The organism is Empedobacter sp. GD03739, assembly GCF_029843245.1.
GTDB classification, from domain to species: Bacteria; Bacteroidota; Bacteroidia; order Flavobacteriales; family Weeksellaceae; genus Empedobacter; species Empedobacter falsenii_B.
The window spans coordinates 18,955-31,178 of the sequence record NZ_JAOCHX010000010.1 but is presented as its reverse complement, the minus strand read 5'-3'; the positions used below and the strand labels follow the sequence as shown (position 1 = coordinate 31,178).

10 protein-coding genes are annotated in these 12,224 nt (G+C 32.9%); 9 read left to right on the top strand and 1 reads right to left on the bottom strand.

Annotation, left to right across the window (positions count from 1 at the left end; all coding sequences use genetic code 11):
• The first annotated feature begins 73 nt into the window (after positions 1 to 73).
• From N5E64_RS04965 to N5E64_RS04945, 5 genes are all read left to right on the top strand, one after another.
• Positions 74 to 1,981, top strand: coding sequence for an amino acid permease (locus N5E64_RS04965; protein WP_280036068.1), 1,908 nt, complete (start codon positions 74 to 76; stop codon positions 1,979 to 1,981).
• A gap of 118 nt (positions 1,982 to 2,099) precedes the next feature.
• Entirely contained in the window at positions 2,100 to 3,857 is a 1,758-nt protein-coding gene (gene aspS, locus N5E64_RS04960; protein WP_280036067.1) for an aspartate--tRNA ligase, read from the top strand.
• A gap of 140 nt (positions 3,858 to 3,997) precedes the next feature.
• A complete protein-coding gene (locus N5E64_RS04955; RefSeq protein WP_280036064.1) occupies positions 3,998 to 5,449 on the top strand; it encodes an MATE family efflux transporter in 1,452 nt (483 codons plus the stop codon).
• Position 5,450: 1 nt separating this feature from the next.
• The gene (locus tag N5E64_RS04950) at positions 5,451 to 5,687 is read left to right on the top strand and encodes a hypothetical protein (protein WP_038336082.1); all 237 of its coding nucleotides are present in this window, start codon (positions 5,451 to 5,453) and stop codon (positions 5,685 to 5,687) included.
• Positions 5,688 to 5,808: 121 nt separating this feature from the next.
• Positions 5,809 to 7,584 carry a long-chain fatty acid--CoA ligase gene (locus tag N5E64_RS04945; protein WP_280036061.1) on the top strand — a complete coding sequence of 592 codons (1,776 nt, stop codon included), beginning with the start codon at positions 5,809 to 5,811 and terminating at the stop codon, positions 7,582 to 7,584.
• Positions 7,585 to 7,641: 57 nt separating this feature from the next.
• On the opposite strand, the gene N5E64_RS04940 is transcribed toward N5E64_RS04945, so the two are convergent.
• Positions 7,642 to 8,331, bottom strand: coding sequence for a zinc metallopeptidase (locus tag N5E64_RS04940; protein WP_115001061.1), 690 nt, complete (start codon positions 8,329 to 8,331; stop codon positions 7,642 to 7,644).
• 205 nt (positions 8,332 to 8,536) lie between these two features.
• Between N5E64_RS04940 and N5E64_RS04935 the strand changes: the two genes are divergently transcribed.
• The 4 genes from N5E64_RS04935 (at position 8,537) to N5E64_RS04920 (ending at position 12,166) form a co-directional block, all read left to right on the top strand.
• Positions 8,537 to 9,658 carry a GNAT family N-acetyltransferase gene (locus N5E64_RS04935; RefSeq protein WP_125350449.1) on the top strand — a complete coding sequence of 374 codons (1,122 nt, stop codon included), beginning with the start codon at positions 8,537 to 8,539 and terminating at the stop codon, positions 9,656 to 9,658.
• 153 nt (positions 9,659 to 9,811) lie between these two features.
• Positions 9,812 to 10,969 carry a M14 family zinc carboxypeptidase gene (locus tag N5E64_RS04930; RefSeq protein WP_038336088.1) on the top strand — a complete coding sequence of 386 codons (1,158 nt, stop codon included), beginning with the start codon at positions 9,812 to 9,814 and terminating at the stop codon, positions 10,967 to 10,969.
• Between the two features lie 35 nt (positions 10,970 to 11,004).
• Entirely contained in the window at positions 11,005 to 11,556 is a 552-nt protein-coding gene (locus N5E64_RS04925) for a thioredoxin family protein (protein ID WP_038336090.1), read from the top strand.
• Positions 11,549 to 12,166 (top strand): DUF4230 domain-containing protein, encoded by a 618-nt coding sequence (locus N5E64_RS04920; RefSeq protein ID WP_052217853.1) that lies wholly within the window; start codon positions 11,549 to 11,551, stop codon positions 12,164 to 12,166. The genes N5E64_RS04925 and N5E64_RS04920 overlap by 8 nt, the downstream gene beginning before the upstream one ends.
• Positions 12,167 to 12,224 lie beyond the last annotated feature (58 nt).

Here is a 12,224-nt window from a genome sequence, read left to right as displayed (position 1 = left end):
AAACCAATATTTATACGGATTCTATCCGAATTTGGGATTGTCTTTTTTATATTTGCCCGTTTTTAAATAAATTATGTCACAATTATTCAGAAAAAAATCTGTCGAATCCATTTTAGCAGAATCTGCAAAGAACACGACTACAATGAAAAGAACGTTAGGTGTTCGAGATTTAACAGGTTTTGGTATCGCCGCAATTGTTGGAGCTGGTATTTTTAGTACTATTGGTCGAGCAAGTTTTGAAGGTGGACCAGCAGTTATCTTCTTATTTATTTTTACAGCAATAGCCTGTGGTTTCACAGCATTTGCTTATGCAGAATTTGCTTCGTTAGTACCTGTTTCGGGTAGTGCGTATACATATAGCTATGTTGCATTTGGAGAATTATTTGCTTGGGTAATTGGTTGGGCATTGATTATGGAATATGCGATTGGAAATATTGTTCTCGCGATTTCGTGGAGTGATTATTTTACCACCTTGCTCTCCGGAATGGGATTGCATCTGCCAGAATGGATGACAATGGATTATTTCACTGCGAGAGAAGGTTTTGAGTTTGTTTCGAATGAATTAGCGAAAGGTAAAACATTAGAAGGAATTGCGAATTCGCCTTATGCGCAAGAGATTCCAAAATATTTAGCCTTTAAAGATGCTCCATATTTAGGATTTAATTTAGTGGTGGATATTCCTGCATTAATCATTACTTTTTTGATTACAGCTTTGGTTTATCGTGGAATTAATGAATCGAGAAAAGCAAGTAATGCAATGGTTGTGTTAAAATTAGCTGTGGTACTTTTGGTAATTGTGGTTGGTGCTTTTTATGTGAATCCAGATAATTGGAATCCTTTTGCACCGAATGGAGTAGGAGGTGTTTTGGCTGGAGTTTCGTCTGTTTTTTACGCTTATATTGGGTTTGATGCGATTAGCACAACTGCGGAAGAATGTAAAGATCCGAAGCGAGATTTGCCTCGTGGAATTTTTGCGTCTATCATTATTTGTACTGTTTTATATGTGCTGATTGCTTTAGTAATTACGGGAATGGTTCATTATTCTGAATTGAATGTTGGAGATCCTTTGGCGTATGTTTTTGATAAAATTCAAGATTTAAAGTGGTTGGCAGGAATTATTGCTTTTTCGGCTGTAGTAGCGATGGCGAGTGTATTTATTGTTTTTCAAATTGGGCAACCTCGTATTTGGATGACAATGTCTCGTGATGGTTTATTACCAAAGAAATTTTCTACTATTCACCCGAAATTTAAAACACCTTCTTTTGCAACTATTTTTACTGGATTTGTAGTTGGAGTTCCTATTTTATTTACAGATTTGGAATTGGTTGTTGATGCTTGTTCTATTGGAACTTTGTTTGCTTTTGTGTTAGTTTGTGCTGCTGTACTTCGTATGGATGCCGATCCAAATGCGAAAAGAGGAAATTTTAAAACGCCTTTTATCAATGCAAAATACATTATGCCAATTGTAACTGCCGTGATTGTATTTTTATGCGCAACAACATTTAAAGATGATTCGATTGATTTCTTTACGAATAAACCGCAACCTATGCCAATTGAACATTTTGTAAATTCGTTATCGCCAAAAGAATTAAAAGATTCTTATGCAACAATTAATGAATTAACAGGATCTGAAATTGAATTTTTGGATGATTATTTGGCACAATTATCTCCAGAACAATATAAATCTACTTTGAGCAAATTACCAGTTTACGAAGATAAGAAGATGGAAAAAGGATGGGATGTTTTCAAACACAAAATTCCAATGATTCTATTCTTAATGATTTATGTTTTTATGGTAGTTAGAACATTTTTCAAAAGAACTTCTATTATTCCGTTAGCTGGTATGTTGTGTTGTTTTTATATGATGGCGCAATTAGGATTGAAAAACTGGATGATTTTCTTGATTTGGATTGTAATTGGTTTGACAATTTATTTCACCTACGGTTATAAACATAGTAAGTTGAGAAATCAAAATTCATAATAGTTAAAGCGATTCAATTTTGAATCGCTTTTTTCTTAAAATTATTTCATCAAATAAGTTATATAACTTCTTTATTTCACCTCAAAACTCTACCTTTGTCTTATAAATTTGACGACAAATGTTTAGAACTCATACTTGTGGTGAATTAACACAAGCCAACATTAATGAAAAAGTAACGTTAAGCGGTTGGGTATCAACGCTACGTGACAAAGGTTTTATGATGTGGATCGATTTACGTGATCGCTACGGAATCACACAAATCATCTTAGATGAAGAACGTTCTTCGAGAGAATTATTTGAAACTGCTCGTCATTTAGGACGTGAGTTCGTAATTCAAGTTACAGGAACTGTAATCGAAAGAGCTTCAAAAAATCCAAACATTCCAACAGGAGATATCGAAATCTTAGCAGAGAACATTACAATTTTGAACGCATCTGCATTGCCTCCATTTACAATCGAAGATAATACAGATGGTGGAGAAGATATCCGTATGAAATATCGTTATTTAGATATTCGTCGTAATCCAGTAAAAGAAAAATTAATCTTCCGCTCTAAAGTTGCGCAGGAAGTTCGTAAATATTTAGATGCACAAGAATTTGTAGAAGTTGAAACTCCAGTTTTAATCAAATCTACACCAGAAGGTGCACGTGATTTTGTGGTTCCTTCTCGTATGAATCCAGGTGAATTTTATGCATTACCACAATCACCACAAACATTCAAACAATTATTAATGGTAGGGGGTCTAGACCGCTATTTTCAAATTGTAAAATGTTTCCGTGACGAAGATTTACGTGCAGACCGTCAACCAGAGTTTACACAAATTGACTGTGAAATGTCGTTTGTTGAACAAGAAGATATCATGAATGTTTTCGAAGGTTTAGCAAAACATTTATTACATACTTTCAAAGGATTAGAATTTGAACAATTCCCACGTATGACATTTGCAGAAGCAATGCGTCGTTATGGAAATGATAAACCAGATATTCGTTTTGGAATGGAATTCGGTGAAATCACAGACTTAGCTAAAGGAAAAGATTTCAAAATCTTTGATGAACAAGAATTAATTGTTGGTATTGCTGCGGAAGGTTGTAATGCTTACACACGTAAAGATATTGATAAATTAATCGAATGGGTTCAACGTCCACAAATTGGGGCAACTGGTCTTGTTTGGGCGCGTTATAATGAAGATGGAACATTTAAATCTTCTGTAGATAAATTTTATTCGCAAGAAGATTTAGCAGCTTGGGCAGAGCGTATGAACGCAAAACCAGGAGATTTAATGTTGGTGATGTCTGGTAATACAAACAAAGTTCGTGCGCAATTATCGGCTTTACGTATGGAAATCGCAGAGCGTTTAGGATTACGTAATCCAGAAGTTTTTGCTCCATTATGGGTTGTAGATTTTCCTTTATTAGAATGGGACGAAGAATCTGAAAGATATCACGCGATGCACCATCCATTTACTTCTCCAAAACCAGAGGATATGGAATTAATTGCGACTAATCCAGGTGAAGTTCGTGCAAATGCATATGATTTAGTTTTAAATGGGAATGAAATCGGTGGAGGTTCTATTCGTATTTTCGATAAAGAAGTTCAAGCAAGAATGTTCGAATTATTAGGATTTACGCCAGATCAAGCAGAAGCGCAATTTGGTTTCTTAATGAACGCTTTCAAATATGGTGCGCCACCTCATGGAGGTTTAGCATTCGGTTTTGATCGTTTTGTATCGATTTTAGATGGTTCAGAAACAATTCGTGATTACATCGCATTCCCTAAAAATAATTCGGGTCGCGATGTCATGATTGATGCACCTTCTCCAATTGATCAAACACAAATGGATGAACTGAATATTGCGTCAACATTTGTTGCAAAATAAAAAGAAAAATTTTCTATAAATATTAAAGACTACTTATTTAAGTAGTCTTTTTTTATTGATTAATTTTAAATTACATCACAATTTCTAAATGTAGAAGCAAAACCTTTGCTGTATCTTTGCAATTGTAAATAGAGAATAAATTGGAATTAAAAGAGCATTTAAGGCGTAATATCAAATTAGCATTTCCTGTAATGATTACTCAAATGGGGCAAATTTCTGTCAACATTATTGATAACATTATGGTTGGTGGTTTAGGTGGAAAATATGATAATATAGAAGATGAGGTTTTGGGTAAAACAGCTCTAGCAGCAGCTTCTTTAGGAAATTCATTGTTTTTTGCAGTTTTAGTATTTGCTTTCGGATTTAGTTTTGCGTTGTCACCATTGATTGCAGCAGAAGATTCGAAAGGTGATAAAAAAATGGCTGCAAATTATTTTTCGCACAGTTTGGTCTTAAATATTACGTTATCAATCGGTTTATTCTTATTGATTACATTCCTAAAACCGCTGATGTTCTACATGGGACAACCCGCTGATGTAGTAGAAAAATGTATTCCATATCTTACGATTATGACATTTTCGATGATACCGTTGATGATTTTTCAAACGTTTCGTCAATTATCAGAAGGTTTATCTTTAACGATTCCTGTTACAATTGCAACTGTATTGAGTAACGTGATTAATATTACGTTAAATTATGGTTGGATTTATGGAAACTGGGGATTCCCACGTTTAGAAGTCGCTGGTGCAGCTTGGGGAACATTCGTTGCGCGTTTGGTGATGATGATTTTCTTAATTCTTGTTTTATTTAATTTTAAGAAAACGAAATCAGTTTTGCAAGAAGTTCAATTTAAGGCAAGTAATTTTCAGAAAACTATTTTCAGAAAAATTGCTGGAATTGGAATTCCAACCGCGTTAACTTCTTTCTTCGAAATGAGTGCATTCTCTTTGGCAGCCTTTGTTTGCGGTTATACATTTACAAATTCTATTGCAGATCAAGAATTAGCTAAAGTAAATTTAGCAGCGCATCAAATTGCGATAAATTTAGCTTCCACAACTTTTATGATGTGTACAGGAATTGGAGTTGCAGCAACGGTTCGTATCGGAAATCAATTAGGTTTAAAAGATTATAAAACCTTAAGAGAGGCAGGTTGGTCTTGTATTTTAATGGTTTTATCATTTATGATTTTGTGTGGAATTTTGTTTATTATTTTCCGTTATCAGTTACCAACAATTTATTTAGACAATCCAGATGTTATCAATTTAGCTGCATCCTTATTAATCATTGCTTCGCTTTTCCAAATGTCAGATGGCGTACAATTGGTATTACTAGGTGCTTTGAGAGGAATGACTGATGTTAAAATCCCTTCTATTCTAACGTTTATTTCATATTGGTTAATCGCAATTCCGATTGGTGTAGTCTTAGCTATTGTATTTGAAATGCGAGCATTTGGGATGTGGATTGGTTTAGGAACTGGATTAACAGCTTCGGCAGTGTTTTTGATGATTCGTTACAATCGTCAAACGAAGAAAATGATTAGGGAAAATCCTAATGCAGAAATAATTTTAGAAGATAAATTAAAAAACATATAAAATGGAATTACCAAAATTTTTATTGGCTGATAACTCTACAATGCCAGACAAAATCTTTATTTTACATACAGATTATCCTCGATTTTTATTAGATGTAGAAACTGACGATATTGAATGGTTTGAAGATATTTCTGAAGAAGAAGATAACGAAGAATTTAATACTGAAATTGCTAATTTAATTGAAGACGCTTTAGATTTTTATGATCAAGAAATGTCTTTGTTAGATGACGAAGAATAAGTCTTAAATTAATAAAATTTCCATGTTTTTATTGGTGTAAGATTTACACTAAAATAATTTTATATGCTTGCATTATAATTTTTTTATTAGTATTTTGCAACTAAGAAAATTATTCAAAACCATGGAAATAAAAAGATTATTTGATTTTCCACAAAATCAATTAGAAAATAATCCTCGAGAAGATGCATTGGTGTCTAAGGTGAACGGAACTTGGGTGAAAACATCTACGCAAGAATACGTTGCCAAAGCAAATGCATTTAGTCGAGGATTATTACAATTAGGAATCAAGCCACAAGATAAAATTGCAATAGTCACTTCAACTAATCGTACCGAATGGAACATCTGTGATATCGGTATTCAGCAAGTTGGAGCGATTTCCGTTCCATTATATCCAACACTTTCCGAAGACGATTTTGATTATATCTTAAACAATGCTGAATGTAAATTTATCATTGTTTCTGATAAAGGTTTATATGATACGGTTGCAGCCGTAAAAGATAAAGTGTCAACATTGGTTGGTATTTATAGTTTTGATGAAATTGCTGGAGTTCCAAATTATAAAGAAATTTTAGATTTGGGTGAAGATAATTCAACGCAACATGAAGTGGATAGTATCAAAGAGATGATAAAACCATCTGATATGGCGACTTTGATTTATACTTCTGGAACAACAGGTCGTCCGAAAGGTGTTGTATTAACGCACGAAAATATCGTTTCTGATGTTTTAATGTCCGTTGATCGCATTCCAGATTTTCCAAATCATGCGATTGCATTGAGTTTTCTTCCGATTAATCACGTTTTCGAACGTATGTTGATTTATTTGTATCAACATTTGAGTATAGGAATTTGGTATGCAGAAAGCATTGATAAATTAGGAGATAATATGAAAGAGGTGAAACCGCATGTAATGACGGTTGTACCACGATTAGTAGAAAAAGTTTACGATAAAATTTACAATACAGGTGCTTCTGCAGGAGGTCTTAAAACGAAAATTTTTATGTGGGCTTTAAGCCTTGTTGAAGATTACGATCCTTACAATCCAAAAGGTGGATTATTTGGTTTGAAACATTCAATTGCGAAAAGTTTGGTTTTCAGTAAATGGAAAGAAGGAGTTGGTGGTAATTTAGTATGTATGGTTTCGGGATCTGCGCCTTTAGCAGCACGTTTGAATCATATTTTCTGGGGTGCTGGAATTCCTATTTTAGAAGGTTATGGTTTGACAGAAACTTCTCCCGTAATTTCGGTGAATTGTATGAAGAAAGACGGTTTTGGAATCGGAACTGTTGGTGCTCCATTAAAAGGAATCGAGGTTAAAATTGCAGAAGACGGAGAGATTTTAGTCAAAGGTCCTAACGTTACACAAGGTTATTACAAAGATCCTGAAAAAACTGCTGAAGCATTCACGCCAGATGGTTATTTCAAAACGGGTGATATTGGAGTTCTTGAAAGAGGTTTACTTAAAATTACTGATCGTAAAAAAGAGATGTTCAAAACTTCTGGAGGAAAATATATTGCACCTCAAATTATTGAAAATAAGTTTAAACAATCTCGTTTTATCGAGCAAGTAATGGTTGTTGGAGAAGGAGAGAAGATGCCTTGTGCGATTATTCAACCTAATTTTCAAGTGTTGAAAGATTATTTACGTATCAAAGGAATTGCTGAACCTGCAACGAAGGCAGATTTAATTAAAGAGCCTGCAATTTTAGATATTATAGGTCGTGAAATTGAAAAAATGAATAAAGGTTTAGGACATTGGGAACAAATCAAAAAGTTTGAATTAACTCCTGATGAATGGACAATTGATGATGGATTATTAACGCCAACATTAAAATTGAAACGTAAAAATGTCTTGGCTAAATATCAAGATTTATACAATAAATTATACGATAAGAAATAATAAAAAATCCCTTCAAAAATTTTTGAAGGGATTTTTTAATTTTATAATAATTAAGTTTTAATCTCGTCGTCCGCCCATTGCCATCATTACAAAATAAAGTAATTGCGCTAATGAACCAATCGCCGCTACTACATAAGTTCTTGCAGCCCATTTTAATGAATCTTTTGCGCCTTCATATTCGTTTGGCATTACCATATTGTTTCCTTTTAACCAAGCTAACGCACGGTTGGAAGCGTCATATTCTACAGGTAAAGTAACAAATGCGAAAACTGTTGTTACCGCAAATAAGAAAATACCAATCCACAATAAAGTTGCATTTTTAGATGAAGCCATTACGATTAATCCTAACATCAAAATCCATTGATTTAAGCGAGATGCAACGTTTACCATTGGAACCATTTTCGAGCGTAATTGCAACATATTATATCCAACCGCATGTTGTACTGCGTGACCACACTCGTGCGCTGCAACTGCCGCCGCCGCTGCATTTCGTTCGTGGTAAACAACTTCCGATAAGTTTACCGTTTTATCAGCAGGATTGTAATGATCCGTCAATTGTCCAGGAGTAGATATAACACGAACATCGTGAATGTTATTATCAGAAAGCATTTTTTCGGCAATCTCTTTTCCTGACATTCCGTTTGCTAAATGTACTTTCGAATAATACTTAAATTTACTTTGCAGTCGGTTACTAACAAACCAACTAATCAGCATAAATAACCCAATAATAATGTAATAACCTGTCATCTATTTTCTATTTTATTTTTTAATCAATTTTAATATTTATTCAAAATTCAAAAAGTATTCCAATAAGTGAATAGAGACAAAAATAGCAGAAAAGTTAGTTTTTTTGGCAGAGTTCTGTATTAAATCATATAAAAATGAACAAAAACTGACATTTTGCTCAAAAATTTTTGAATTGAAATTACAAAACTCATTACCTTTGTAAGCTATGAGTATTCGCATAATAGAAGTACAATCAAAACACGATTTGGAAGCATTTATTAAGTTTCCGATGAATTTGTATAAGGATAATCAATATTACGTTCCACCCTTTATTAATGAGGAGAAGGAAACATTAGATGTTTCTAAAAATCCCGTTTTTAAAGATGCTGAAGCGCGTTATTTTCTTGCTGAAAAAGAAGGTAAGATTGTGGGACGTGTTGCGGCAATTATCAATTGGCAAGAAGTCAATAATCAACAAAAACGTAAAATGCGTTTCGGCTGGTTTGATATGATTGATGATATCGAAGTCACGAAAGTACTTTTGGCAAAAGTCACGGAAATAGGTAAAGAAAATCAATTAGAATATATAGAGGGACCAGTTGGTTTTTCGAATTTGGAAAAGGCAGGTTTGCTAACTTTCGGATATGATAAATTGGCTACAATGGTTGGTTTATATAATTTTCCGTACTATGCGCAACACTTAGAATCATTAGGTTTTGAAACGGCTAATGAGTGGGTGGAATATGAATTGGCTGCACCAACAGAATTGCCAGAAAAGGTTATCAAATTTAATAAAATTATTCGAGAACGTTACAAATTACGAGAATTGAAGTTTACAAAAACTTCTGAAATTATTCCGTATGTCGACGAAATGTTCGATTTGTTAGATAAAACTTACAGCGAATTGGATACTTATGTGCCAATTGCGGATTACCAAATAGAATATTACAAAAAGAAATATATTCCGTTTATCAATCCAGATTTTGTGAACTGTATTGTTGATGAAGACGGAAAAATGGTTTCGTTTGCAATTACGATGCCTTCTTACTCGAAAGCGATGCAAAAAGCGAAAGGTAAAATTTTTCCTTTTGGTTGGTGGCATTTGATGAAAGCAAGTAAAAATAATGATTCTGCTCAATTTTATTTGATTGGAATTGATCCGAAATTTCAAGGAAAGGGAGTTACAGCATTGATTTTTAATGCAATGTTTGATACGTTTAGAAACAACGGGATCAAATTTTTGGAAACAAACCCTGAATTAGCGGACAACGAAAGTATTCAAGTTTTATGGAAAGCTTATGATCCTGTAAATCACAAACGTCGCAAAACTTTCAAGAAATCAATTTAGTATAAATAATAATGTTATATATTTTGAATTAAAATTTGTCAATTCGAGTGATTTTTAGAAAGATTATTTCTGAAAATTATATCGAGAATTAAGATGAATTATATTTTCTAAAAATTTATAGCATAGAACTTATAAACGTATAACGTAAAAAATATGTTTGATATTCATCAATTAGAGAAAGAATATTCAACTTTCAGACAAGAAGGTTTTGATTCGAAATGGTTAAATTTTGAAGCTTTAAATCAATATTTTTCATTAAAATCAACTCAAAAAGAACAAATTGGAACATCTTTTTTAGGAAACGAGATTTATAAATTAAGTTTCGGCACTGGAGAAAAACGTTTATTAATTTGGTCTCAAATGCACGGAAACGAATCTTCTGGAACGCGTGCAATGTTTGATGTGATTAATTTTTTTGAACAAAAATCTGAATTAGCTCAAACCATTTTATCTCAATTGACGATTGATTTTATTCCGATGCTAAATCCTGATGGTGCAAATGTTAATACACGTAGAAATGCGGTTGGAATTGATATTAACCGTGATTTTTTAGCAAAAGAATCAACAGAAATTCACGTTTTGTTAAATCAAGTGGAGAAAGGAAATTATCAAACCTTATTCAATTTACATGATCAACGTACGATTTTCAATGTTGGACAAACCGCTAACCCAGCGACTTTATCATTTTTAGCTCCTTCTTATAATGTTGAAGAAGATGTAAACGAAGTTCGCGAGAAAACTATGGGAATTATTCAGGCAATGAATACAGAATTGCAAAAAGTAATTTCTGGTCATGTAGGTCGTTATACATCAGAGTTTTATCCGATGTCAACTGGAGATAATTTTACAAAAATGGGTTATCCTTGCGTATTATTTGAAGCGGGACATTTTCCGAATGATTATCAACGAAATACAACAAGAAAATACAATGCATTGGCTATTTTAGCAGGATTGAATGCTTTAGCTACGCAAGAAAATTTTCCGTTTGATGAATATTTATCGATTCCTCAAAATGGACAAAAATATTTGGATGTTGTCATTCATAATGTTCAAATCCAAAATGGAGAAAATTCTTCTGTTGTTGATTTGGGAATTTATTTTGAAGATGAATACAACGAAGAAAATAATTCGGTAGTGCAAATCGCGAAAATTATTGAAATTGGTGATTTACGAAAATTTATTGGTCATCTCGAAATTGATGCTGAAAAACAAGTTTATAAAGGAATAACTAAAAATTATCCTTTTTTGAATCAATTGGCGACTTTCGAAATTGGCTCAATTAAAGTTGAAAATGGTCAAATCATTTCATAATTATTTATACATTTAACCTATAAACTAAAAATACAATGAAAAAAATATTGGCAATTGCACTTGTGGCAATGTTAGGATTTTCTACACAATCTTTTGCTCAAAATAAAGTGTTGAATCGTACGATTACAGCTGAAAATGGGAAGAAAATGTTGACAGGAGAATTCACTAGAAAAGCGTTGGAAGAAGATGATTTTAAGGAATGGTACCACCACGAATATGACACGTACGAAGTTGAAAAAAGTAAATTAAAAGGTTTAAAAGATTTACGCAATTATCGCTTGGAAGTTTTTGTAGGAACTTGGTGTCCAGATTCTCGTCGTGAATTGCCACGTTTGTATAAAATTTTAGATGATATTAAATTTCCTCAAAATCGTTTGAAAGTGATTGGTGTAAATCGTCAAAAGAAAAGTTTCAACGGAGAAGAAATCAATAAAAATGTGACTCACGTTCCGACAATTATCGTATATAATAATAAAAAAGAAGAAGTTGGTAGAATTGTAGAATCTCCAGTTTCTGGCTATTTAGAAGAAGATTTGGCACAGATTGTGAATGGTACGCCATTGACTCCAAATTATGCAAATGAATAATTTAAAGAAAATAATTCTAGTCGTTGTAGCCTTCATTTTTGGTGTGATGATAACGTATTTCATCATGGATAAATTCAAATCTGAAAGTTATACCGAACAATCTCATGTGATTGCGTATCAAATCGAACGAATGAATAAAATGATTGTTGCAGAACAAACCTATTCAGATTTATACAATCACACGTCAAAGAAATCGTTGCCAGGTTTAACTGATATTTTTTCTGCGGATAAAAAGGTGACACTTTTGGTGAAAGCCAAAGCACAAGCAACGTATGATTTGAAAAAAATGGATATTGAATTGGATTCGGTGAATAAAAAAATTATCATCAAATCTATTCCTCCAGTTGAAATCCAAGTGTATCCAGATGTTAGTTTTTATGACATGGATCAAAGTGTTTTCAATAAATTTAGTAAAGATGATTTGAACGGAATTAAGAAACGTGCTGTAGAGCATGTAGAAAAAACCGTTGATCAAACCAAACTAAAACAAGAAGCACATCAACAATTAATTCAAAATCTTGGCGATTTGTATTTCCTTGCCAAAACCTATGGTTGGAAGATAGAGGATAAAACGAGTTATGCCAACGAATTGAATAAATTATACGATTAATAAATAATTAAAAACCTGTTCCGATAGAATAGGTTTTTTTTCGCTGAATAAAGAAATG

Bases quoted from the DNA above. Each gene is read 5' to 3' on its own strand.
- N5E64_RS04965 (WP_280036068.1), top strand. From the start codon at position 74: ATGTCACAATTATTCAGAAAAAAATCTGTCGAATCCATTTTAGCAGAA.
- aspS (WP_280036067.1), top strand. From the start codon at position 2,100: ATGTTTAGAACTCATACTTGTGGTGAATTAACACAAGCCAACATTAAT.
- N5E64_RS04950 (WP_038336082.1), top strand. From the start codon at position 5,451: ATGGAATTACCAAAATTTTTATTGGCTGATAACTCTACAATGCCAGAC.
- N5E64_RS04945 (WP_280036061.1), top strand. From the start codon at position 5,809: ATGGAAATAAAAAGATTATTTGATTTTCCACAAAATCAATTAGAAAAT.
- N5E64_RS04940 (WP_115001061.1), bottom strand. From the start codon at position 8,331: ATGACAGGTTATTACATTATTATTGGGTTATTTATGCTGATTAGTTGG.
- N5E64_RS04935 (WP_125350449.1), top strand. From the start codon at position 8,537: ATGAGTATTCGCATAATAGAAGTACAATCAAAACACGATTTGGAAGCA.
- N5E64_RS04930 (WP_038336088.1), top strand. From the start codon at position 9,812: ATGTTTGATATTCATCAATTAGAGAAAGAATATTCAACTTTCAGACAA.
- N5E64_RS04925 (WP_038336090.1), top strand. From the start codon at position 11,005: ATGAAAAAAATATTGGCAATTGCACTTGTGGCAATGTTAGGATTTTCT.
- N5E64_RS04920 (WP_052217853.1), top strand. From the start codon at position 11,549: ATGAATAATTTAAAGAAAATAATTCTAGTCGTTGTAGCCTTCATTTTT.